Genomic DNA, 23,629 nt, shown 5'->3' with positions numbered 1-23,629 from the left:
GCGCCATGGCCCGCATTGACCTCGTCGATCTCGCCCATTCCTACGCTGGCAACAACGCGCCGCAGGAGACTTTCGCGCTGAAGCCGGTGACGATGACTTGGCGGCAGGGCGGCGCCTATGCGCTGCTCGGGCCGAGCGGCTGCGGCAAGACCACGCTGCTCAACGTCATCTCCGGCATCATCACCCCGTCGCGGGGGAAAATCCTGTTCGACGGCAAGGACATCACACCGCTGTCAACCCAGAAGCGCAACATCGCCCAGGTGTTCCAGTTTCCGGTGATCTACGACACCATGACGGTGGGGCAGAACCTGGCGTTTCCGCTGAAGAACCGCGGCGTGCCGAAGGCCGAGATCGACAAGCGCGTGGCCGAGATCGGCCGCCTGCTCGACCTCGAGCCCTATCTGAACCGCAAGGCGACGCGACTGACCGCCGACGCCAAGCAGAAGATCTCGCTCGGCCGCGGCCTTGTCCGTTCCGACGTCGCCGCCGTGCTGTTCGACGAGCCGCTGACGGTGATCGATCCCGAGCTGAAATGGCAGCTGCGCTCCAAGCTGAAGGCGCTGCATCGCGAGCTCGACCTCACCATGATCTACGTCACCCACGACCAGACCGAGGCGCTGACCTTTGCCGACACCGTCGTCGTCATGCATGACGGCCGCGTGGTGCAGAGCGGCACGCCGGCCGAGCTGTTCGACAAGCCGGCGCATACCTTCGTCGGCTATTTCATCGGCTCGCCCGGCATGAACATCCTGCCGGCCGAGGTGAGGGGGCGCGAGGCCAGGGTCGGCGGCAACGTCATCGCGCTCAACCGCGCTTACGACAACCTGCCGGCCGGCGCGAAGATCGAGATCGGCGTCCGACCCGAATTCGTCGAGGTCGTCGCGCCAGCGCCTGGCCTGCTCACGGCGAAGATCGAGCGCCTCGACGATCTCGGCCGCATCCGTTTTGCGCGCGCGCGCTTCGGCGACGCCAAGCTCGCAGCGCGCGCGCCGGCGGGCTTCGCCAGTTCGGATGGCATGGCCGGACTGAAATTCGATCCGTCGCACGTCCACGTCTATGCCGACAGCCTTCTGGTGGAGGGAGCCGCCTGATGGACAAGACCATCAACCAAAAAGCCTGGTTCCTGGTGCTGCCGGTGTTCCTGGTGGTCGCCTTCTCGGCGGTGCTGCCGCTGATGACGGTGGTGAACTATTCGATGCAGGACACCTTCGGCAACAACCAGTTCTTCTGGAACGGTGTCGGCTGGTTCAAGGAGCTGCTCGATCCCTCGACCGATCTCGGCGGCCGCTTCCTCGCTTCCCTCGGCCGCAATCTGTTCTTCTCGCTGGTGATCCTCGCCATCGAGGTGCCGCTCGGCATCGTCGTCGCGCTGTCGATGCCGCGCGAGGGCTGGACGGTTGCAGCCTGCCTGATCATCCTCGCGCTGCCGCTGCTGATTCCCTGGAACGTGGTCGGCACGATCTGGCAGATTTTCGGCCGGCCCGACATCGGCCTGCTCGGCTATACCCTCAACGCCATCGGCATTGACTACAACTACGTCGCCAACGAGTTCGATGCCTGGGTCACTGTCATCGTGATGGACGTCTGGCACTGGACCAGCCTCGTCGCGCTGCTCTGCTACGCCGGCCTGAAGTCGATTCCCGAGGCCTATTACCAGGCCGCGCAGATCGACGGCGCCTCGCGCTGGGCCGTGTTCAAGGCGATCCAGCTGCCGAAGATGAATCGCGTGCTGCTGATCGCCGTGCTGCTCCGCTTCATGGACAGCTTCATGATCTACACTGAGCCGTTCGTCGTCACCGGCGGCGGACCCGGCAACTCCACGACCTTCGTGTCGATCGAGCTGGTCAAGATCGCGCTCGGCCAGTTCGACCTCGGCAAGGCCGCGGCGCTGTCGCTGGTCTACAATCTGATCATCCTGATCGTCTGCTGGATCTTCTACACCGTCATGACCAATGCCGGTGTCGAACGGAAGGTTCAGGCGGAAAGTGAACCGGCTGCGGAGCCGAAGCCTGCGGCCGCGCTCAAGCCCGTGCCCGCGCTCAAGCCAAAGGAAGGAGTGGCCTGATGCATTCGATCTCCGGCCGCCGCCTCATCATGGGGCTGTTCCTGATCTTCCTGCTGCTGCCGATCTACTGGCTCGTCAACATGAGCTTCAAGACCAACAGCGAGATCGTCTCGACGATGACGCTGTGGCCACACACCCCGACGCTACAGCACTACAAGCGCATCTTCACCGACGAGAGCTGGTATTCCGGCTACATCAACTCGCTCCAATACGTCATCCTCAACACCGTCATCTCGATCTCGGTGGCGCTGCCCGCGGCCTACGCCTTCTCGCGCTACCGCTTCCTCGGCGACAAGCACCTGTTCTTCTGGCTCTTGTCGAACCGCATGGCGCCGGCTGCGGTCTATGCGCTGCCGTTCTTCAACCTCTATTCGGCGATCGGCCTGTTCGATACGCCGTGGGCCGTCGCGCTGGCGCACTGCATCTTCAACGTGCCGCTGGCGGTGTGGATCCTCGAAGGCTTCGTCTCCGGCGTGCCGCGCGAGATCGACGAGACCGCCTTCCTCGACGGCTATTCTTTCCCGCGCTTCTTCATCAAGATCCTGGTGCCGTTGATCGCGAGCGGCATCGGTGTTGCCGCCTTCTTCTGCTTCATGTTCTCCTGGGTCGAGCTCCTGCTCGCGCGCACGCTGACGTCGGTGCATGCCAAGCCGATCGCCGCGATCATGACGCGCACGGTGTCGGCGGCCGGCATGGATTGGGGCCTGCTCGCGGCCGCCGGCGTGCTCACCATCATTCCGGGTGCGCTGGTCATCTGGTTCGTCCGCAACTACATCGCGCGCGGCTTCGCGCTCGGCCGGGTCTGAGGGGGAGGCGAGGATGGAATCAATCGCATGGATGGCCTGGACGCTGCCGACTGCGATCTTCTTCGCCGCGCTCGCCTGCACGCTTGCGGTGATGACCTGGCTCGCCGCGGTCTATCCCGAGGCCGAGCGCGTCGGCGTGCTGCGCATCCCGACCACGCGCGGCGATCGACTGTTCGTCTCGTTGATCGTGGCTGCCGTCATCCACCTCGTGTGGATCGGTCTCGTCGGTACTGATCCGCTCGCCACGCTGCCGATCGGCGAGGAGGGGTTTGAGATTTCGAGCCTGTGGCTCGCAAGTGGAATTTCGCTGGCCACGGCCGTGCTTATTTTTCGCACGGTCTGAAGCTCGCGAAGGGACGGCCAGATCCGGGGGCAACCCGGACCTGTATAAAAGTTTGTCGCTGCAACGGAGGAACACCATGCGACAGTTTAGGAGAAGGAAAGGTCCATTGACCAAGAGCAGTTTTCTGACCATGTCGAGCGCTGCCGCGATTGTTGCGGTCTCGTTCGCCCTCTCGGCTCCGGTTCGCGCCGCCGACGAGGCCACGATCCAGAAGTGGATCGCCGAGTTCCAGCCCTCGACGCTGTCGAAGGAGGACCAGAAGAAGGAGCTGGAGTGGTTCGCCAAGGCCGCCGAACCCTTCAAGGGCATGGAGATCAACGTCGTCTCCGAGACCATCACGACCCACGAATACGAGGCGCAGACGCTCGCCAAGGCGTTCTCCGAGCTGACCGGCATCAAGCTCAAGCACGACCTCATCCAGGAAGGTGACGTCGTCGAGAAGCTGCAGACCCAGATGCAGTCCGGGAAAAACGTCTATGACGGCTGGATCAACGATTCCGACCTGATCGGTACCCACTTCCGCTACGGCCAGACCATCGCGCTGTCGGACTACATGACCGGTGAGGGCAAGGACGTCACCGACCCCATGCTCGACGTCAACGACTTCATCGGCAAGTCGTTCGGCACCGGGCCGGACGGCAAGCTCTATCAGCTGCCCGACCAGCAGTTCGCCAACCTCTACTGGTTCCGCTACGACTGGTTCACTAACCCCGACTTTAAGGCCAAGTTCAAGGCCAAGTATGGCTACGAGCTCGGCGTGCCCGTGAACTGGTCCGCCTATGAGGACATCGCCGAGTTCTTCACCAACGACATCAAGGAGATCAACGGCGTCAAGGTCTATGGCCATATGGACTATGGCAAGAAAGACCCCTCGCTCGGCTGGCGCTTCACCGACGCCTGGCTGTCGATGGCCGGTAATGGCGACAAGGGCATTCCGAACGGTCTGCCGGTCGACGAATGGGGCATCCGCATGGAAGGCTGCCGCCCCGTCGGCTCCTCGGTCGAACGCGGCGGCGACACCAATGGACCGGCCGCGGTCTACTCGATCACCAAATACCTCGAGTGGATGAAGAAGTATGCGCCGCCGCAGGCCCAGGGCATGACGTTCTCCGAGTCCGGCCCCGTGCCGGCGCAGGGCAACATCGCCCAGCAGATGTTCTGGTACACCGCCTTCACCGCCGACATGGTGAAGCCGGGCATCGCCGTGATGAACGCGGACGGTACGCCGAAATGGCGTATGGCTCCGTCGCCGCACGGCTCGTACTGGAAGGAAGGCATGAAGCTCGGCTATCAGGACGCGGGCTCACTCACGCTGCTGAAGTCCACCCCGCCGGATCGTCGCAAGGCAGCGTGGCTGTATCTCCAGTTCATCGTCTCCAAGTCGGTGTCGCTGAAGAAGAGCCATGTCGGTCTCACCTTCGTCCGTGAATCCGACATCTGGGACAAGTCGTTCACGGAACGTGCGCCGAAGCTCGGCGGCCTGGTCGAGTTCTACCGCTCGCCCGCCCGCGTGCAGTGGACCCCGACCGGCAACAACGTGCCCGACTATCCGAAGCTCGCGCAGCTGTGGTGGCAGAACATCGGCGATGCGTCGTCCGGTGCGAAGACGCCGCAACAGGCGATGGATGCCCTCGCGGCCGCTCAGGACTCCGTCATGGAGCGCCTCGAGAAGTCCGGTGTGCAGGGCGCCTGCGGTCCGAAGCTGCACAAGAAGGAGAAGCCGGAATACTGGTTCGCGAAGGCCGAGAAGGACGGCACCATCGCGCCCCAGCGCAAGCTCGCCAACGAGAAGCCGAAGGGCGAGACGGTGGACTACGACACCCTGATCAAGTCGTGGCCGGCGCAGCCCCCGAAGCGCGCGGAAGCGAAGTAAACCTCGCGCAGAGCGCATCATCACGACGAAAGGCCGGGAGCGATCCCGGCCTTTTTGTTTTGTGCTTGTGGTGACGAGCTTGTGGGGACGCGCGTCCCACATACCCGGTGTCATTGCCCGCGAAGGCGGGCAATCCAGTATTCCAGAGGCGGTCGTGATTGAACGAGGGGCCGCGGCGTACTGGATGCCCCGCTTTCGCAGAGCATGACAGCGTCGTGGGTGGATGGGCCCTCACTCCGCCGGCTCGGCCGCCAGCGTCGGGTAGTCCGTGTAGCCCTTGGCGCCGCCGCCGTAGAAGGTGTTCTTGTCCCAGTCGTTCAGAGGCGCACCCTGCTTCAGCCGTTCGACGAGGTCGGGGTTGGAGATGAACGGCTTGCCGAAGGCGATGAGATCGGCCGCGTTCGCGTCCAGCACCTTGGTCGCAAGCTCGAAATCATAGCCGTTGTTGGCGACGTAGGCGCCGGAGAAGCGCTTGCGCAAGGACGCATAGTCGAACGGCGCAATGTCGCGCGGCCCGCCGGTGGCGCCTTCGACGACGTGAAGATAGACCAGCTTGAGCGCGTTGAGCCCGTCGACGATATGATCGAACAGCGGCTGCGGGTTGCTGTCGGAGATGTCGTTGGCCGGCGTCACCGGCGAGATGCGGATGCCTGTGCGGTCCGCGCCGGCCTCGGCGGCGACGGCCTTGGACACTTCCAGCATCAACCGCGCGCGGTTCTCGATCGAGCCGCCATAGGCATCGTTGCGCTTGTTGGCGCCGTCCTTGGCGAACTGGTCGAGCAGGTAGCCGTTGGCGCCGTGAATCTCGACGCCGTCGAAGCCTGCTTCGAGCGCATTCTTCGTGGCGCGTCTGAAGTCGTCGATGATCCCCGGAATTTCGGAAAGCTCGAGTGCACGCGGCTCGGAGACGTCGGCGAAGCCGCCGTTCACGAAGGTCTTGCCCTTGGCGCGGATCGCGCTCGGCGCCACCGGCGCTGCGCCACCTGCCTGCAGATCGACGTGCGAGATGCGGCCGACATGCCAGAGCTGGATGAAGATCTTGCCGCCGCGCTCATGCACCTTGTCGGTGACCTTGCGCCAGCCCGCGACCTGGTTCTTGCTGTAGATGCCAGGCGTGTCCTGGTAGCCTTGCCCTTGTTGCGAGACCTGGCTTGCTTCGGTGATCAGAAGGCCGGCGGAGGCGCGCTGGCTGTAATATTCGGCGGCGAGCGCGCCGGGGACGAACGTGCCGGGAACGGCGCGGTTGCGCGTCAGCGGCGCCATCACGAAACGGTTCGCAAGCGTGATGGGGCCGAGCTTGTAGGTCTCAAACAATTTGGTCGAACGGCTCATTTGGGATGTTCCAGACAGTGAAAGGTCAGGAACACTTGTGCATCGCGGCATCATGCGCAAGGGACGAGCCATACGGAAAGTGCAGGCGAGCTACGCGGCAAGTCCCGCGTAGCATAATTCATGTGCAATTCCGGCCGCGGCAGCAGACTTCGACTGCCGCGTGCGATTGGCAAGTCAGCTCAAGCCCATGAAATCGCGCTTGCCGATCTCGACGCCGTTGTGACGCAGGATGCCGTGGGCGGTCGCGCAGTGGAAATAGAAGTTCGGCAGCGAGAACGCGCTGAGGAATTGCTGGCCCTTCAAGGTCGTGGTCTTGTCGGGCCCGGTCGGGAAGGTGACGTCCTTGGCATCGGCGCCCTCAAATTGCTCGGGCTTGAACGACTTCACGTAGTCGATCGTCCTCGCCAGCCGCTGCTTCAACTCCGCAAAGCTCGTCTCGGTGTCGGGCGTTGAGGGGACCTCGCTATGGGTCAGCCGGGCACAGCCCTTGGCGGCGAAATCGCTGACGAGCTGGACCTGCTTCGACAGCGGCAGCATGTCCGGAAAGAGGCGCGAGCCAAGCAGGACGCTGGGATCGATCTTCTTGGCCGCGCAATGCGCCTCGGCTTTGGTCAGCAGCCCGGTTACGCTGTTCAGCATTTGCAAATAGGCGGGGACGACCGCGTCGTAGAAGGACATGTGATGCTCGCTTGTGAATGGGAAATCTCAGGAGAAAACCTGAGCCACTCACATGGGAGCCTCGTGGAAAAATACAATCGCAGAGCGCGGCTTGTGCGATGCGAAAGTTCTCTACGGCGTCATCCTCGCTGTCATCGCCCGGCTTGACCGGGCGATCCAGTACGCCGAGACAGTTTGGGTTGAACCGATAGGCCGCGGCGTACTGGATGCCCCGGTCAAGCCGGGGGATGACGGAGGAGGGTTTAGCGGATCGTCGCCTGGGGCGCCTGCGCCGTGCCGCCGCGCATACGGGCGAGCAGCTCGGCGGTCGGCCAGGAATCGGCCGGCAGGCCGAACTTGAGCTGCATCGCCTTCACGGCAGTGCGGCTCTGCTGGCCGAGCACGCCGTCGACCTTGCCGACATTGTATCCGGCACGCACCAGCAGTTGCTGCAATTCCTTCAGCTCGTTGAACGGCAGCTGCGCGACCGGCGTGGAGGGCTTGCGCATCGGCGCGGCGCCGGCGATGCGCGAGGCGAGATAGCCGGCGGTGGTCGAATAGATCAGCGAGTTGTTCCATTCGGTGTAGGCCGCGAAATTCGGATAGGCGAGGAAGGCGGGACCAAAGCGGCCCATCGGCAGCAGCACGGAAGCCGCAAGATTGTCATTCGGCAGCGGCCGTCCGTCGGGATAGGTCACCCCCAGCTGCGCCCAGGTCGAGCGCGGCTCCCGCACCGTGAGATCGGTCTTCTCCCACGGCAGGTTTGGCGGCACCCTGATCTCCTCCAGCCACGGCTCGCCGCGCCGCCACTTCAAGCCGTTGGCGATGTAGTTCGCGGTCGAGCCGATCACGTCGGCTGGCGAGCGCAACAGGTCGCGTCGACCGTCGCCATCATAGTCGACGGCATAGTTGACGTAATGCACGGGCAGGAACTGGGTCTGCCCGAGCTCGCCGGCCCAGGAGCCGATCATCTCGTCGGGATGCAGATCGCCGCGGTCGATGATCTTCAGTGCGGCGATGGTCTCGCCCACGAACATCTCGGAGCGGCGGCAGTCATAGGCGAGCGACACCAGCGATTTCAGCGATGGCAGATTGCCCATGTTGGCGCCGAAGTCGCTCTCCAGCCCCCAGAACGCGGCGATCACCGCCGGCGGCACGCCATATTCCTTCTCCGCGCGCGCGAACGCAGGCGCGTATTGCTTGATGTGCTGCTGGCCGTTCTGCATGCGATAGGGCGCGGCCATGCGGCCGGCGAATTCGGTGAAGAGCTGGCCGAACACGCGCTGGCCGCGGTCGCGGTTGACGATGCCCTGGTCGTAGACGAGGTAGGGCGAGGCTTCCGCGATCGTCCGCTGCGACACGCCGGCCGCCACCGCCTGTTGCTTCACCTCGGCCAGGAAGCGATCGAAGCTCGCGCCATTGTGGCACGAGGCGGCGCGCGGCGAGGGGGCCTTGGGCGCTGCGGGCCTGGCGGGAGGTGGAAGCATCTGGGCGGAAGCGGTGGCGGTGCACGCGACAAGCGTGACGGCCGCGATCAGAAATCGGGTCTGGACCATGGGAGTTCCGGCGGGGAAAGGACGGGCGTGGATTCGCCCGAAGTTTAGGTGAAGTGACGGCCTCAAGCCATCCTTTCGATGCTCCGCCAGCAGAGGGAATGCGGGTGATGCTGCATCGGCCTAGCCGAACAGCCGCATCAGCAGCGCTTTCCCGACCGGGAGCGCCCTCACTCCCTGAAAGGCGCGAACATACTCGCCGGCATAGAATGCCCTGATCGCGTGCACGCGCGTGTCCATGCCTTCCTCGAACCGCACGGCGAATCCGTCCGCGGTCCGCCGCACCACGATGGCCGCGATCGGGCGGCCGTAGATCCGGCATTCGATTGTGCTGCCCGGCGCCGGCGGATCGGGGTCGATCAGGCGCGCGCCCGTGATGGAGATGTCGGCGAGCCGCGCGAGATGCGACCTGCCGTCGTGGCGCAGCAGGACGGTCTCATTGCGGCTGAACCGCTCCGCCTTTCGCTTGCGCGGCTGCTCGATGCAGACGAAGCAGACCACGGTGAGGATGACCGCGTTGTAGAGGCTCCAGGCCAGAGCCAGTCCGCCATAGGCGATGTTCTCGCCGCGCAGGTGCAGGATGAAGGCATAGGCGATGGCTGCGAGCGTGATGACGAGCGCGCCGCCATAGAGCCGCAGCAGGGGCCATTCGACGAATCGCCTGTTGCGGTCGCCGCCTTTCGCGGTGACCTTGAACTTGTGTCCTGTCGGATTCAACAGGCCGGCCGCCACCGCCTGGAGCACCGCAGGCGCCGCGATGAGCTGCGAGACGTCCGTCATCATCGCGAGCGAGCGGCCGCGCGACAGCCAGGCCATGCTGAGACTATGCCAGACATAGAAGGGCAGAAAGAAGCGCAACAGCTCGGTGAGGTCGGCCTGAACCGCCTTGATGCCGAACAGCAGGAACAACCAGGGCACGACGAGGCCCGCCACCTTCGACGCGTACACCGCCGACCAGCTCATGAAGGCGTCGGTCAGCGAGAGCCGGTCGATGAAGGACAGCTTCGAGTCCCGCGACAACGGTCCGCTGCGACCGCGCACGATCTGCATCAAGCCGAGGCACCAGCGGGCGCGCTGGGTGATGTATTCCTTCAGCCCCTCCGGCGCGAGCCCGATCGTCAGGCGCTCGTTGAGATAGATCGTGTTGAGGCCGCATTCCTTGAGGCGCAGCGTGACCAGGTAGTCCTCGGTCACCGAGTCGGTCGGAAATCCGCCGATCTGCATCAGCCCGGAATAGCGAATGAGAGACGAGGTGCCGCAGCAAAACGCGACACCCCAGGCGTCCTTGGCCGGTAGCAGGATGTCGAAGAAGAAGCGCTGCTCGTCGGGCCAGACATCGGTCGCGGCAAGGTTGGTCTGGATCGGATCTGGATTGATGAAGTGCTGCGGCGTCTGCACCACGCCGATCGACTCGTCGTCCATGAGCGAGGTGGTACGCGCAAGGAAATCGGGCCGCGGCACGAAGTCCGCATCGAGAATGGCGACGAATTCCGGCCGCTCCGACAGCGCGCCGACATGCTTGAGTGCATGGTTGATGTTGCCGGCCTTGGCGTGGAGGTTGTCGGGCCGCGTGAGATAATGGCAGCCGAGCTCGCCCGAAAGGCGCCGCAGCCAGGGCCGCCGTCCGTCGTCCAGGACCCAGACGCGGTAGTGGCCGTAGGCCATGCCGGTCGCGCCGATGATGGTGCGCTCCAGAATCGACCGTTCCTCGTTGTAGGTGCAGATGAAGACGTCGATCAACGGCGCACGCGGATCGGTGGCACGGCCGTCGACTCTCGCTGCGCCGGTGCGGTCGAGCGTCCGGCTCAGGAACAGCAGCGACAACGCGACCCCGACGAGCGAGGCCGCTTCCAGCAGCAGGAACGGGTAGCCGACCATGGCATCGAGGGTCAGCTGCGGCGGCGGGAGCGTCGACGTGACCCGCCAATAGAGATAACGCAGCAGCAGGGCCACCGACATGATGGTCAGGAACGAGCGCGCCATCGTGCTGTCGCGCCTGAGCAGCGGCACGATCGCCATGAAGGCGCCGAGCGTTATCAGGCCGGGCGTCAGCGCCATCACCACGGCGCTGTCTCGTGCCGGGCAAATACGACGCGGCCGGTGCGTCCCACGGTGCAGGCGCGGGCCGCGGCATCGCGCGATGCCACGGTCACCCGATAGGGCTCCTTGCTCAGCGCATCCGGATTGATGGCGAGATTGGCGGGTGCGCCGGCGGCGCCTGTCAGATTGACCACGGTCCCGGAGATCGGCTTGCCGCCGTCATTCGGCTCGAAGGTCGCGCGATCGCCGAGCTGCAGGCGGTTGTAGACGGCCTCGGTGACGTTGGCGGTGATGACGGTGCCGCTGCAATCGAGCACCTTGAGCAGGGGCTGGCCGGCCTGTACGTCCTCGCCGGGCGAGGTCATCATCTCCCAGACGCGCCCCGCGACGGGTGTCGTGATGTTGGCTTCGGACAGATCGGCGAAGCGGACCTCCTCGACGATGATCTCGTTGGCAAGCCAGGCGATGTCGGTGTCGGTGCGGGCGAGATCAGCTTCGAGGTCGCCGGCGCGCTGACGCATCTCCTCTTCGCGCTGCACCGAACTCGGCCGGTCGTTATAGCTGTCGCCGAGGAACGAGCCGTTCTGCGCCGCGGCGAGCTCGACCCTGGCGGCATCCAGCCGCTTGCGCGCGCCGAGCTCGGTCTGCTGCGACACGGAGAGTTCGCGCGTTAGCCGCGACAGCTCGACGGTCGAGACATTGCCGGATTTGGCCAGCGACGAGGCCCGTTCGACGGCGGCGCTGGCCTCCTCGCGCCGCGCCGCTGCCGCCTCGATCGAGGTCTGGATCTCGGCGATGCGGGCCTCGAGCTGGAGCACGCGTCCGTCGCGGAATTGCGCAGCCTGCCGCGCCAGGTCCTTTTGCGCGGCTTGCGCCGAGGCAAGCTTGGCGGCAAGACTCGGCCGCTCGTTCTCCAGGCGCGATTTCTGCCGCCGGAGATTGTCGAGCAGGGTGCGATCGCCGCGCGAGTTGACGACGCGCAGGACGACGGTTCCGGCATCCAACTCGGTCTGGTCGGTGACGCGCTGGGCGGCCGCGACGCGCCCACCGATGGGTGTGCGCAAGGTGACGAGGCGGGAATTCAGCACCGCCTCGACGCTCGAATTCTCCCAGATCGCGCGCAGCGGCAGCCAGCCGAACACGGCGACGATGGCGAGCCCGATGGCGATCTTGGCACCGCGCCGCAGATACGACCAGCGACGTCCGGATTCCGGCGCCGTCTGCCCGTCCGGCGCATGGCTGGGCTCGTCATTGGCGAACAGCTGCTCGTGCAACGCCTCCTGCAAGCCTTTCGCATCAGCCGTCTGGCCAAGGGAGGGGGCAGGTGCGGGATCGACGGAGGCGGCGCGCGAGCGGTCCATCATAATGGTCACCTTGCGGACGGAATGCCGACGAGAGGGGGTCAATGCGCCGGAACCGTGCTGCGTGCCGGGGTACTATGGCTCAATCCGAAATTGCGCTTTCCAGGTTGCTAAGCTTCCGCGCATGTTTTCGCGCAAATCCCCGTCAAGCTTTAGCGAGGGCCGAAAGACTGGCCCTTCGCCAGAGGTGTGCGGCGGGGCGACGCACGAACCTTGCGGTCTCCCACCGCATTCATACCTCGTGGACGCCGGCCGGAGGTTCGCCCGCGGCCGGTCTCGGGAGACGGCCATGAACTATTTTCGTACCGCAATGCTGCTCGCAGGCCTGACCGCCCTGTTCATGGGCGTGGGCTATCTGATCGGCGGCGCCTCGGGCGCCATGATCGCGCTCGTCATTGCCGCCGCGACCAATCTCTTCACCTACTGGAACTCCGACCGCATGGTGCTGTCGATGTACGGCGCCCATGAGGTCGACCGATCGACCGCGCCGGAGCTGGTCGGGCTCGTCGCCGAGCTTGCTGGCCGCGCCGGCTTGCCGATGCCGCGGGTCTTCCTGATGGATGAGCCGCAGCCCAACGCGTTTGCGACCGGCCGCAACCCGGAAAATGCCGCGGTCGCCGTTACCACCGGCCTGATGCGCCAGCTCAGCCGCGAGGAGCTCGCCGGCGTGATCGCGCACGAGCTCGCCCATATCAAGAATCACGACACGCTGCTGATGACGATCACCGCGACCATCGCCGGCGCGATCTCGATGCTGGCGCAGTTCGGCATGTTCTTCGGCGGCAATCGCGACAACAACAATGGTCTCGGCGTCGTCGGCTCGATCCTGATGATGATCCTCGCCCCGCTCGGCGCCATGCTGGTGCAGATGGCGATCAGCCGCACGCGTGAATACGCCGCGGACAATCTCGGCGCGCGCATCGCGGGACAACCGATGTGGCTGGCTTCCGCGCTGGTGAAGATCGAGGGCGCGGCGCACCAGGTCCCGAACTACGAGGCCGAGCGAAACCCCGCGACCGCGCACATGTTCATCATCAATCCGCTGTCGGGTCATGGCGTGGACAATCTGTTCGCCACCCATCCGTCGACGCAGAACCGCATCGCCGCGCTTCAGCAGCTGGCGGCCGAGCTTGGCACGCGGGCCGCGCCGTCGGTCGGCGCCAACGAGAATTATCCCGCTCGCAGCCCGTGGGGGCGCTCATCCCCGCGCCGCCCTTCTCCTGGTCCTTGGGGCTGACGGAACCGGCCAGAATTCGAGACCGGCTTTGTGACCTGGCGCACACAGGATCGCCAGAGCCGGTGCTAACACGCACGGATGATGCTTTCTTCGAAAGGGGATGCGTGGCCGGCCCAGTGTCGGCCGCCGTCGAAGATGACCAGAACTGCCGTGCCATTGCTGATCGTCCTGGCTGTGCTCGTCGGACTGTCCACGCACATGGTCGTCAATTGCGGTGACGAGGACGATCCCGACATCTGCTCGGCCGTGATCGGCTTCTCGCCGCTGCGCGGCTCGCTGATCGCCTTTGCCTATGAAGGGCGCGGACGGATCGCGCTGCGCCGTGGCGACTTCAGGCGGGCGATCGCCGATTTCAACGAAGCCCTTCACCTCAATCCCAACCGCGCTGCGCTCTATCGCGACCGTGCGCTCGCGCGCCGCCTGAACGGCGACTTCGAGCTCGCCATCGCCGATTATGACGAGGCGATCGCGCATGATCCCAAGGTCGCTGCGCCCTATCACCAGCGCGGTCTCGCGCTCGCCGCCACCGGCGATCTCGATCGCGCCATCCTGAGCTACAACACGGCGGTCCGCCTCGATCCCAGGGATGCCGAGGCCCGTCTCGACCGTGGCCTGGCGTTCCTCGCCCGTGGCCAGGCCGATGACGCGCGCGCCGATTTCGAGGCGGCGCTGGCGCTGCCCCCCGGGAAGGACAGTCGCGCGCGCGAAGCCGCGCGCGCCAAGCTCGCCGAACTCGCGAGCGCCGAGCCGGCACCGATTGCCGCGTCGAGAAGGTGACGGGTCTGGAGCAGCGGTCGCCGCCCGCACCTTCCCGCTCCGTGTCTGAGAGAGGTGGCTCGCCGTAGAATTGTGACTGATACGGCCGCCGATCAATAATGTCGCGGCCAACTCACGGCGCGCTTTCGAACCAATCTCCCGGAATTGATTTGGATCAACGCCGACCGCGGCCAGAGTGCACCGGTGTCGTGCGGACTAGGAGGAGGTTCCAATGCGGAAATGGGCTTTAACGATCTTGACCTTGAGTCTCGCCCTGACAGCGGGGCACGCCCGGGCCCAAAGATACGACCCGGCTTTTCCGGTTTGCCTGAACGTCGTTTCTTACGGAACGACCCCATACTACCGATGCAACTACATGACGATGGACCAATGCAGGGCGTCGGCGAACGGTCAGATGTGCGTCCTCAATCCCTACTACGTTAGTGCGGCGGCCAGAGGAAACAAACGGCGTCAGCACCGTCAAACCTTCGTGCCACCACGGCCGCCGGTCCACTACCGGGCCTCACCGTACAATCAGTTCTATGAACCGTACTATGGAGCGTCCCAAGGCTACGCGCCGGGCGAGAAACAACGGTTTCTCGAAAGTGTGAGGCGCTACATGTGACGGATGAGGAATCGACCACGTATTAGCGCACGTGTGCCAGCCCCGGGGCTGGGGCCGCCGCTTCGCACGTCTTGGCCGACCCTATCGCACTTCGAGAGCACGTCGTCCGGATGGCAAGATCGTACGCGAACATTGCTGCGGTGGAGGCCCGCGAGCCGATTACGCCGGAGATGACCCGACAAACCGGACGAGTTCTTCCGGACGACGAGCAGCGGGAGCCGGGACGAGCAACGGCTACTTCGTCTTCTTCGCTTTGGCTTTCTTCGCGGCCTTCTTCTCCGGCTTTTCCTTCGCCGTTTTCGCCACCTTCACCGCAACCGGCGTGCTGGCGGCAATCCGCATCGACCGCGCGTAGCTGTCGGCGACGTTGTCGGCGGACATCTGGAGGCGCTTGGCGGCGGCGGTGGCCTGCTCAAGGGTGGCCTTGGCCATCATCTTGAAGCGGTCGGCGGTCTCCTTGCTCTTGGCCTTGGCCGCCAGGCCGTTGAAGCGATCCCGCCGCTCCTTGGCGCGGGTCATCAGGCCCGTATGCAGCTGTCTGGCCAGTTGCCGGATCACGACATCCAGGTCGGCGTCCGCCATGTTCTCTTATTCCCTTCGAAAAAACGCTATCGATGCGGGCCGGACTATGCAGATCGGACCCCGCCTTGGCAATTCCCGGCTGTGCGTCATCCGCAGCTTCCAGCGGGCCAAAACTGAAAAAGCCGCGCATGTCGCGCGGCTTTTTGAACGTCTCGGCGAGGCGTCTCACTTCAGCGAGGCAACCGGACCGTTCGCCGCCGCCGGCTCGGGGTCGAATCCGAACACGCCGACCAGGTATTTGTAATAGTCCGGCATCTTCTCCTTGAGCGTCTCGCGCGACTTCGGGTCGTGGAATTCGCTCTTTCCGGCCAGGAAGATGCTGGCGGTCACCGCAAAGAACTCCATGGGATTCTTCATCGCATAGCTGTCCTTGGGCAACAGATCCTTGGACTTGGCAAGGGCGTAATAGGCGATCACGCCCTTGTTGGCATAGCCGTCCGGCAGCAGCCGCGCATGATAGGCGTGCAGCAGCTCGTGCAGCAGCACGGCCTCCTTTTCGTAGCGCATCATGTCCGGGCGCAGCATGATCACGCCGAGCCCCGAATCGACCGCGAGGTCGACGGCGTTCGGATTGGTCCAGCGCTGCTTGTCCGGATCCCACACCGTGAGGGTCCGCGGCGCGGTGCGGCGGATGTCCGGCGTGACCCGGCCGTAGCACGCGGTCGCGGCGCCTTCGTCGAGGCAGGCCAGCTCGCTCGCGACGATCGGCACGGTATGGAAGAAGCGCAACACGCGCGGCGACAGGCCGGCGCCTTCGACGAGGTCGATCTGCTGCTTCAGATTGTCGGTGAGCTTGTCGACGTCCTTGCGCTCGGAATTCTCCGAGAGGTCGAACATGTAGCCGCGATAGCTCTGGAAGCCCGGCGGCAGCGGCTGCGCCGCGTCGGCATCGAGCGATCCGGCACCGGATGGACTGGCGAAGAGCGCGCCGACGATGGTTGCGGTCAGCAGCAACGCAATGCGCATGATGAAAACCCCCTGATGTCACTTCGCCCGGCAGAATAGGCCACCGTTGTTTGCGAAAAGTGAGTGGGGCAAGACTAAGGCGCCGACGTTGAGGCGTGCTTAACCGCTGGTTGCAGATCGTGCGCGCGGATTAGGGCCGGGTTAACCAAGCATGGATCGGCGGCGCGCTTCGGCGTAACATCCTCTCCGGGCACCGGGCCCACAAGGGAGGACGCCATGTATGCCGCCATCCGTCAGGCCAAGGCGAAGAGCGGGAGCGCGGAGGAGTTGGCGCGTCGCATCAAGGACGGCGCCGTTCCGATCATCAGCGACGTCGACGGTTTTCGCGCCTACTACGTCGTCTATGCCGGCGACGACACCGTCACTGCGATCTCGATCTTCGACAAGTTCGAGCAGGCCGAGGAGGCGAACCGACGCGCCATTGCCTGGATCGAGAAGAATCTGGGCCCGCTGCTGGCCGGCGACGCGCGCGCCGTGGCGGGGCCGGTGATCGTGCATACGCTGGCGTGAGGCGCTGGCTGTCGCCACGCATTCAACTGTCATCGCCCGGCTTGACCGGGCGATCCAGTACTCCGTGGCGGCAGTGATGGAGCCGATAGGCCGCGGCGTACTGGATGCCCCGCTTTCGCGGAGCATGACAGCGGAACGAGTGGCATGTGCCTTCCGTCAAACGTCACAACTCCCGCGCATTCGAGAACGCGAAGCTCGACACCCTTCTCGTCGTCTCGTCCAGGATCAGCGTGCGCGTGATCGGCGGCTCGGCGCGCTGGGCGCAGTTTTCGCGCTCGCACAGGCGGCAATTAACGCCGATCGGCGTGCCTTCGGCCTTCTCGAGGTCCATGCCGGCAGCATAGGTCAGGCGCGCGGCGTGACGGATCTCGCAGCCGAGGCCGATGGCGAAGCGCGGTTGCGGCAGCGGGTGCGGCGCGACCGGGCGGCGCACCATCTGTGCGATCGAGAAATAGCGCGTTCCGTCGGACAGCTCGATCACCTGCTTGAGCAGGCGGTCCGGCGTGTCGAAGGTCGAATGCACGTTCCACAGCGGGCAGGTGCCGCCGAACTTCGAGAACGGGAACGTGCCGGAGGAGAAGCGCTTGGAGACGTTGCCGGCATTGTCGACGCGCAGCAGGAAGAACGGAATGCCGCGCGCGTTCGGCCGCTGCAAGGTGGTGAGGCGATGGCAGACCTGCTCGAACCCGGAATTGAAGCGCTGCGCCAGCACGTGGATGTCGTAATTGAGCGCTTCGGCCGCGGCGAGAAAAGCGGGGTAGGGCATCATCACCGCCGCTGCAAAGTAATTGCCGAGCGTGATGCGGAACAGGCGGCGCGGCGTGTCGTCAAGCGGTCCGGCACGGCCGATGATGCTCTCCAGGGCTTGCGCGCATTCGCCCAAGCCAAGCTGGAAGGCGAGCTGGAAGGCGCGGCCCGGCGGGTCGACCAGCTCTGAGATCAGCAATTGGCGGCGGTGGCGATCGAAACGCCGGAGCGTCTCGCGCATCACGTCGACAGGCATGATGCGGGTCTGGATCGAATGCTTTTCCCGCAGCCGCGCGGCCAGCGCCGCATAGAGCCCTTCGGCCGGCACGTTCAGCTCGTCGCGGAGATTCTCCGCGGCCTGCTCCAGCTCCGGAAAATAGTTGCGATTGGCCTCGATCAGCTCGCGCACGCGCTCGACCGGATTGGCCTCATAGCGCGTGCCGACGTCGCGGTCGGCCATCTGGGCCGCGGCCATCGTCTCGCCCTGGCGCGCCTCGGCATAGGCCGCGTAGAGCCGCTGCAGCGCATGGGTGACGCCGGGGCAGAGCTCGGCGAGGTCGCGCAGCTCCTGCTTGGGCACGTCGATCTGGCGGAACAGGGGATCGGAGAAGATCTCGTTGAGCTCGGCGAAGAAGCGGTCCTCGTCGGCCGTGGCGAGATCGCGCAGATCGAGGTCATAGGTCTCGGCCAGCCGCAGCAGGATCTGCGCCGTCACCGGGCGCTGGTTGCGCTCGATCAGGTTGACATAGCTCGGCGAGATTCCGAGCCCTTCGGCGATCTGGGTCTGCGACAGCCCCAATTGCTGCCGGATTCTCCGGAAACGCGGGCCGACGAACAGTTTCTTCCCGGACTCGGCGGCCATCAGCGGCTCCTCTCTTTGCCTCTCCCCGCTTGCGGGGAGAGGCCGACACGCGAAGCGTGGCGGGTGAGGGGGAGGCTCCGCAGGGGAGGTGAGTGCCGAAGTCGAGGAGAGAGCCCCTCACCCCGACCCTCTCCCCGTAAGAACGGGGAGAGGGAGAAAAGGTCGGTTTCGGCGGCCATGTCTTTCGATCTCCATCAGGACAGTCTTGCTGACCTATTATTTACAAACTTTACAAAATAACATCTATTACATGTTCTGATGTTACATGACATCACCAATAAAAAACAAGCCATCTATACGAAGTTTCCGTTTTCGCGTTTAGCTCCTGACACGCATCTCGCAATGCAGTGTCAAGAATGTCGATGGCTGCCATCGCCATCGTCAGCGAAAGGATCAGGCACATGAACTACCAGCCGCGCGGCATCAGCACCCTCCAGGGCCCGTCCTCGTATCAGGACGAGGTCAAGGCTGCCCAGGCGCTCCTCGAGACCCAGCCGACCTGGAACGGCGTGTCGGCCGAGGCCGTCGCCCGCATGCGCCTGCAGAACCGCTTCAAGACCGGCCTCGACGTCGCCCGCTACACCGCGGCGCTGATGCGGGCCGACATGGCGGCCTATGACAACGACCCGACCAAGTACACCCAGTCGCTGGGCTGCTGGCACGGCTTCATCGCCCAGCAGAAGCTGATCTCGGTCAAGAAGCACTTCGGCGGCAAGACCGATCGCACCTATCTGTACCTCTCGGGCTGGATGATCGCGGCGCTGCGCTCCGAGTTCGGCCCGCTGCCCGACCAGTCGATGCACGAGAAGACCTCGGTGCCGGCGCTGATCGAGGAGCTCTACACCTTCCTGCGTCAGGCGGACTCCCGTGAGCTCAACGACATCTTCCGGCTGCTCGACAAGGCGCGCAAGGAAGGCGACAAGACCCGTGAGCAGGAGCTGATCGCGAAGATCGACAACTTCCAGACCCATGTCGTCCCCGTCATCGCCGACATCGATGCCGGCTTCGGCAACGCGGAAGCGACCTATCTGCTCGCCAAGAAGATGATCGAGGCGGGCGCCTGCGCCCTGCAGATCGAGAACCAGGTCTCGGACGAGAAGCAGTGCGGTCACCAGGACGGCAAGGTCACCGTGCCGCACGAGGTCTTCCTCGCGAAGATCCGCGCCTGCCGCCATGCCTTCCTCGAGCTCGGCGTCGAAGACGGCATCATCGTGACCCGCACCGACTCGCTCGGTGCCGGCCTGACGCAGCAGATCGCCGTCAGCCACAAGCCCGGTGATATCGGCGACCAGTACAACAGCTTCCTGGATTGCGAGGAAGTGACGGCGGAGAACGCCCGCAACGGTGACGTCATCATCAACCGCAACGGCAAGATGATGCGTCCGAAGCGGCTGCCCTCGAACCTCTACCAGTTCCGCCCCGGCACCGGCGCCGACCGCTGCGTGCTCGACTGCATCACCTCGCTGCAGAACGGCGCCGACCTGCTCTGGATCGAGACCGAGAAGCCGCATATCGAGCAGATCGCCAGCATGGTCGACCGCATCCGCAAGGTCGTGCCGAACGCCAAGCTCGCCTACAACAACTCGCCGTCCTTCAACTGGACCCTCAACTTCCGCTGGCAGGTCTATGACGCCTGGAAGGACGCCGGCAAGGACGTCAGCAAGTACAACCGTGCCGAGCTGATGAAGGCGGAGTACGACGAGACGCCGCTGGCGCAGGAAGCCGACGAGCGCATCCGTACCTTCCAGGCGGATTCGGCCAAGCGCGCCGGCATCTTCCACCACCTGATCACGTTGCCGACCTATCACACGGCGGCGCTCTCCACCGACAATCTCGCTCGCGAGTATTTCGGCGAACAGGGCATGCTGGGCTACGTCAAGAACGTCCAGCGCGCCGAGATCCGTCAGGGCATCGCCTGCGTGAAGCACCAGAACATGGCCGGCTCCGACATCGGCGACGACCACAAGGAGTACTTCGCGGGTGAAGCCGCCCTGAAGGCGGGCGGTGCCCACAACACGATGAACCAGTTCGGCTAACGCATCACGCCATTCGACAGGAGACTGACAATGACCAAAGGCAGCAATTTCTGGGTGATCGGCGGCGAGTTCGGGTCGATGAACTTCCACAAGCTCGTGGAAGGCTCCGCCCAGGTCAAGGGTCCGTTCAAGACCCGCAAGGAAGCCGAGGACTGCTGGAAGGAAGTCTCGGAAGAGAGCCGCCACAAGGCCGGCGTCCGCTTCTCGATCGTGGAAGAGCCCGCGCGGGTCTCGGCCTGATCGCCCTCACTTAAGAAGACGTCCAAGGACGGACGGTCCCATCCAGGCTCTGCCTGGGTGGGATCGTCTGTTTTTGGCACAGGTGAAAGGGTGTGGGCGCCGTAAGTATCTGGAATTGTAGGCCTTTGCGGAGGGTTTGGTTGCTGATAGGTTAATGGCGGAAAGTCGAGGACGAGGCCGACAATGTCAGAGCCCGAGACCAGCGGGACCCATCCCGGCCAGCCGCGCCCGGTGCGGCTGCGCGATGCGCTGCTGCGTGCGCGGATCGAGGCCGCCGACCGGACCGGCGTCGTCGTCGATCTCAGGGACGCCGAGGTGGCGCGGCTCGAGATCCTCAATGATGCGCTCGATCCCCTGTTCGCGCAGGTGCCTGATCAGATCGACCTGTTTGACCGCGGCGTCAGCCAGGGCGATACGCCGAGGCTCTGGATCGACGTCGTCGCCCACATCGTGATGGGGCGCGACAAGCGGATGTACCGCTTCGTGCAGGATACCCGTTTCGGCCGCATCGTGCTCGCCGAATCGCACGACACCGCGGCAATCGTCGAGGCCGTCACCGATTATGTCGCGCGCCGCATGGTCGAGCGCGAGCGTGCCATGGTCGTTCCTCCGGAACCGCAGGCACCGGTCGTCGCGCCACCGCGACGCTCGCGCTTCTGGCCGTTCGTGTTCGGCTTCGTGCTGGGTGCGGCCGCGCTGTTCGGGGTTGCCGTAGTGGCGGCCTTGCGAAGCTGGTGAAGCATCCTCCGCCGTCATTCCGGGGCGCGCGAAGCGCGAACCCGGAATCCATTCATCGTCACGTGCTGCGGCCCGATAGATTCCGGGTTCATGCTTCGCATGCCCCGGAATGACAGCGTCTAAATCAACCTCACATGCTTGATCTGCCCGACCTGAAAACCCGCCCCCAGGCTTCGCACCGTCTGCTCGCAGCGCCAGCCGGCATTGTCCTTCTCGATACTCAACAGATTATACGCCGCCGCCGGATAGCGTCCGTGCGCAAGCGCGGAGGCCGAGGGTACGCCGAGGGCGGGAATGTCGCCGTTGGGACCCTCGACCCACACGGTCGAATGAACGTGGTCGTGCCCGTGCAGGATCAGCTCGACGCCGTGGCGCTTGAGCAGCGCCAGCAGCGCGGCTGCGTCGGTCATCCGCTTCTGACGAGCATCGGATTTCAGTGGATGATGCACCAGCAGCACGCGGAAGACGTCCTCGGTCGCGAGCCGTTCGAGCACCCCATCGAGCGAGGCGAGCTGATCGCGTCCGAGCGTTCCCGTTGCCATCAGCGGCAGCGTCGGCACCGCCGTCGACAGGCTGATCAGCGCGAGCGGCCCGCGCCGGCGCACCGAGGGAAAACCGATGCGGCCGTCGTCGCCCGTAAGATAGGGTGCAAAGGTCTCGCCGAAGCGGTGCGAGGTGGCGCGGACATAGGCGTCGTGATTGCCGGGAATCGTTGTGACGCGGTCGGGCGGACCGACATCGTCGAGCCAGGCGCGGGCAGGCGCGAACTCGGCCTCCAGTGCGAGGTTGACGAGGTCGCCGGTCACCGCGATGTGGTCGGGTGCCTGCGCCTTCATGTCGGCGATCAGCGCGTCGAGCACCTCGCGGCGCTGGTACTTGTGGCGGTTGCGCGTCCAGTTGACGTAGCCGAACGCGCGCTTGCCCGCGAGCTCGATCAGCCGCGGCTTCGGCAGGGGCGCGAGATGCGGATCGGACAGATGGGCGAGCGTGAAGGGAGCCAGCCTGTTGTGAGTCATGGGGCGCGATTGCCTCGCTATTGCTCCGCTGTAATGGCAAGCTCGCAAGGAACGCGCAAGCACAGCCTGGGCCGCGGCGTCGAGGAAGCCTGATGGAAGAACGTCTGAATCGGATCCGACGGGCATGCGAGCCGCTGCTGCGGCGAATCTTCCACGCCTATTTCCTGATCGTCCGCGGCATGACGCTCGGCGTCCGCGCCGTGGTGCTGGATGCCGACAACCGGGTGTTCCTGGTCAGGCACAGCTACGTCAGCGGCTGGTACCTGCCCGGCGGCGGCGTCGACCACGGCGAGAGCTTGGAACAGGCGATGCGGCGCGAGCTCAAGGAGGAGGGCGATATCGACCTCACCGGTGCAGCCGAGCTGCATGGCATCTTCCTCAACAGTCACGTCTCCCGCCGCGACCACGTCGCCGTCTACGTGGTCAGGCGATTCAGCCTGGACCGGCTGCCTGCGCCCAACCGCGAGATCGTGGAATGCGGGTTCTTCGCGATCAATGCGCTGCCCGAAGGGACCACGCCCGGTACGCGGCTGCGGATCGCGGAAGTGCTCGACGGCCGGCAACCGATTGCGACGTGGCGGTGAGGGCGGGCTGTGCTTGCGCCTGAGGATTGTCATTCGACACGAGCAAGCAGAGGTCTCGGAACACCTGTCGGATCGGCGCCCAAAAATGGACCTGAGCGGCTTCGCTGCCCAATGGACCGCGCCGCGTTCCAATGCTATCCCGCGATTGACATGACCGACCTTTCACTCACCGTCCTTCCCGAGGCCGCCGGCGACGCCCAGTCGATCGAGCGGCTGCATGAACGCACCTTCGGTCCAGGCCGTTTCGTGCTCAGCGCCTACCGGATTCGCGAGCACGTCGACCATCTGCTCGAATTGTCCTTCACCGCCCGCATCGGCACGCTGCTGGTCGGCTCGGTCCGGCAATTGCCGATCCTGATCGGCGAGACGCCGGCACTGCTGCTCGGGCCGCTTACCGTCGAGCCGCCGTTCCGCAATCGCGGCATCGGACGGTTGTTGATGGAGCGCGCGCTCAAGGACGCGAAAGCGAAGGGCCACGCCATCGTGTTGCTGGTCGGCGACGAGCCCTATTACAGCCGCGTCGGCTTCAAGCAGGTGCCGAAGGGACGAGTCACCATGCCGGGCCCGGTCGACGCCGCCCGTATCCTGGTATTCGAGCTCGTCGACGGCGCCTTCGAGGGCGTGTCGGGTCAGGTTGCGCCCGACTGGAGCAAGGCGCGGGGGTAGGCACTCGCAAAGACGGTGTGCCGGGGCCTTCAGA

The 23,629-nt window shown here is 64.9% G+C and carries 23 protein-coding genes; 14 read left to right on the top strand and 9 right to left on the bottom strand.

Annotated features, from left to right (window positions below):
- Positions 1-5 precede the first annotated feature (5 nt).
- The 5 genes from AC066S_RS11070 to AC066S_RS11050 all read left to right on the top strand — a co-directional run bounded on the left by AC066S_RS11070 (position 6) and on the right by AC066S_RS11050 (position 5,087).
- Positions 6-1,091: an ABC transporter ATP-binding protein gene (locus AC066S_RS11070; RefSeq protein WP_126260502.1), complete on the top strand. Its 1,086-nt coding sequence runs from the start codon at positions 6-8 to the stop codon at positions 1,089-1,091.
- On the top strand, positions 1,091-2,065 hold the full coding sequence (locus tag AC066S_RS11065; RefSeq protein ID WP_135167741.1) for a carbohydrate ABC transporter permease: 975 nt from the start codon (positions 1,091-1,093) through the stop codon (positions 2,063-2,065). Before AC066S_RS11070 ends, AC066S_RS11065 begins: the two co-directional genes overlap by 1 nt.
- Positions 2,065-2,871 (top strand): carbohydrate ABC transporter permease, encoded by an 807-nt coding sequence (locus tag AC066S_RS11060; RefSeq protein ID WP_478269654.1) that lies wholly within the window; start codon positions 2,065-2,067, stop codon positions 2,869-2,871. Before AC066S_RS11065 ends, AC066S_RS11060 begins: the two co-directional genes overlap by 1 nt.
- A gap of 13 nt (positions 2,872-2,884) precedes the next feature.
- Positions 2,885-3,214, top strand: coding sequence for a DUF2160 domain-containing protein (locus AC066S_RS11055; protein WP_126260499.1), 330 nt, complete (start codon positions 2,885-2,887; stop codon positions 3,212-3,214).
- Positions 3,215-3,344: 130 nt separating this feature from the next.
- Positions 3,345-5,087, top strand: coding sequence for an ABC transporter substrate-binding protein (locus AC066S_RS11050; RefSeq protein WP_164718948.1), 1,743 nt, complete (start codon positions 3,345-3,347; stop codon positions 5,085-5,087).
- Between the two features lie 231 nt (positions 5,088-5,318).
- Here the strand turns inward: AC066S_RS11050 and AC066S_RS11045 are convergent, their stop codons facing one another.
- The 5 genes from AC066S_RS11045 to AC066S_RS11025 form a co-directional block, all read right to left on the bottom strand.
- Positions 5,319-6,419: an alkene reductase gene (locus tag AC066S_RS11045; RefSeq protein WP_478269653.1), complete on the bottom strand. Its 1,101-nt coding sequence runs from the start codon at positions 6,417-6,419 to the stop codon at positions 5,319-5,321.
- A gap of 174 nt (positions 6,420-6,593) precedes the next feature.
- Positions 6,594-7,097 (bottom strand): DUF1993 domain-containing protein, encoded by a 504-nt coding sequence (locus AC066S_RS11040; RefSeq protein ID WP_126260496.1) that lies wholly within the window; start codon positions 7,095-7,097, stop codon positions 6,594-6,596.
- Between the two features lie 242 nt (positions 7,098-7,339).
- Complete coding sequence (locus AC066S_RS11035) at positions 7,340-8,632, bottom strand: lytic murein transglycosylase (RefSeq protein ID WP_478269652.1); 1,293 nt, start codon at positions 8,630-8,632, stop codon at positions 7,340-7,342.
- A 120-nt stretch (positions 8,633-8,752) separates the two neighbouring features.
- Positions 8,753-10,693 (bottom strand): glycosyltransferase, encoded by a 1,941-nt coding sequence (locus AC066S_RS11030; protein ID WP_478269651.1) that lies wholly within the window; start codon positions 10,691-10,693, stop codon positions 8,753-8,755.
- A complete protein-coding gene (locus tag AC066S_RS11025; protein WP_478269650.1) occupies positions 10,687-12,033 on the bottom strand; it encodes an HlyD family secretion protein in 1,347 nt (448 codons plus the stop codon). The genes AC066S_RS11030 and AC066S_RS11025 overlap by 7 nt, the downstream gene beginning before the upstream one ends.
- A 286-nt stretch (positions 12,034-12,319) precedes the next feature.
- Between AC066S_RS11025 and htpX the strand changes: the two genes are divergently transcribed.
- From htpX to AC066S_RS11010, 3 genes are all read left to right on the top strand, one after another.
- Positions 12,320-13,267, top strand: coding sequence for a zinc metalloprotease HtpX (gene htpX, locus AC066S_RS11020; protein ID WP_135166256.1), 948 nt, complete (start codon positions 12,320-12,322; stop codon positions 13,265-13,267).
- 135 nt (positions 13,268-13,402) lie between these two features.
- Positions 13,403-14,044, top strand: a complete 642-nt coding sequence (locus AC066S_RS11015) for a tetratricopeptide repeat protein (RefSeq protein WP_205680531.1) — start codon at positions 13,403-13,405, stop codon at positions 14,042-14,044.
- 211 nt (positions 14,045-14,255) lie between these two features.
- Positions 14,256-14,648, top strand: a complete 393-nt coding sequence (locus tag AC066S_RS11010) for a DUF3551 domain-containing protein (RefSeq protein WP_126260489.1) — start codon at positions 14,256-14,258, stop codon at positions 14,646-14,648.
- A gap of 234 nt (positions 14,649-14,882) precedes the next feature.
- On the opposite strand, the gene AC066S_RS11005 is transcribed toward AC066S_RS11010, so the two are convergent.
- Positions 14,883-15,230: a hypothetical protein gene (locus AC066S_RS11005; RefSeq protein ID WP_126260488.1), complete on the bottom strand. Its 348-nt coding sequence runs from the start codon at positions 15,228-15,230 to the stop codon at positions 14,883-14,885.
- Between the two features lie 165 nt (positions 15,231-15,395).
- Positions 15,396-16,196, bottom strand: coding sequence for a hypothetical protein (locus AC066S_RS11000; protein WP_126260487.1), 801 nt, complete (start codon positions 16,194-16,196; stop codon positions 15,396-15,398).
- 216 nt (positions 16,197-16,412) lie between these two features.
- Between AC066S_RS11000 and AC066S_RS10995 the strand changes: the two genes are divergently transcribed.
- Positions 16,413-16,706 carry an antibiotic biosynthesis monooxygenase gene (locus tag AC066S_RS10995; RefSeq protein WP_035676462.1) on the top strand — a complete coding sequence of 98 codons (294 nt, stop codon included), beginning with the start codon at positions 16,413-16,415 and terminating at the stop codon, positions 16,704-16,706.
- Positions 16,707-16,869: 163 nt separating this feature from the next.
- Here the strand turns inward: AC066S_RS10995 and AC066S_RS10990 are convergent, their stop codons facing one another.
- The gene (locus tag AC066S_RS10990; RefSeq protein WP_478269649.1) at positions 16,870-18,315 is read right to left on the bottom strand and encodes a helix-turn-helix domain-containing protein; all 1,446 of its coding nucleotides are present in this window, start codon (positions 18,313-18,315) and stop codon (positions 16,870-16,872) included.
- A 401-nt stretch (positions 18,316-18,716) separates the two neighbouring features.
- On the opposite strand from AC066S_RS10990, the gene AC066S_RS10985 reads away from it, so the two are divergent.
- From AC066S_RS10985 to AC066S_RS10975, 3 genes are all read left to right on the top strand, one after another.
- Positions 18,717-20,351, top strand: a complete 1,635-nt coding sequence (locus tag AC066S_RS10985) for an isocitrate lyase (RefSeq protein WP_478269827.1) — start codon at positions 18,717-18,719, stop codon at positions 20,349-20,351.
- Between the two features lie 30 nt (positions 20,352-20,381).
- Positions 20,382-20,591 carry a DUF4170 domain-containing protein gene (locus tag AC066S_RS10980; RefSeq protein ID WP_100176335.1) on the top strand — a complete coding sequence of 70 codons (210 nt, stop codon included), beginning with the start codon at positions 20,382-20,384 and terminating at the stop codon, positions 20,589-20,591.
- Between the two features lie 183 nt (positions 20,592-20,774).
- The gene (locus AC066S_RS10975) at positions 20,775-21,329 is read left to right on the top strand and encodes a hypothetical protein (RefSeq protein ID WP_126260484.1); all 555 of its coding nucleotides are present in this window, start codon (positions 20,775-20,777) and stop codon (positions 21,327-21,329) included.
- 119 nt (positions 21,330-21,448) lie between these two features.
- Here the strand turns inward: AC066S_RS10975 and AC066S_RS10970 are convergent, their stop codons facing one another.
- Positions 21,449-22,330 (bottom strand): metallophosphoesterase family protein, encoded by an 882-nt coding sequence (locus AC066S_RS10970; RefSeq protein ID WP_478269826.1) that lies wholly within the window; start codon positions 22,328-22,330, stop codon positions 21,449-21,451.
- Positions 22,331-22,437: 107 nt separating this feature from the next.
- Here AC066S_RS10970 and AC066S_RS10965 point away from each other — a divergent pair, with 107 nt between their 5' ends.
- Positions 22,438-22,929 (top strand): NUDIX domain-containing protein, encoded by a 492-nt coding sequence (locus tag AC066S_RS10965; RefSeq protein ID WP_478269648.1) that lies wholly within the window; start codon positions 22,438-22,440, stop codon positions 22,927-22,929.
- 150 nt (positions 22,930-23,079) lie between these two features.
- Positions 23,080-23,595 carry a GNAT family N-acetyltransferase gene (locus tag AC066S_RS10960; RefSeq protein ID WP_478269647.1) on the top strand — a complete coding sequence of 172 codons (516 nt, stop codon included), beginning with the start codon at positions 23,080-23,082 and terminating at the stop codon, positions 23,593-23,595.
- Positions 23,596-23,629: the final 34 nt, after the last annotated feature.

The organism is Bradyrhizobium sp. CFUWI (assembly GCF_056429085.1).
This window is presented reverse-complemented; position numbering and strand designations above follow the sequence as displayed.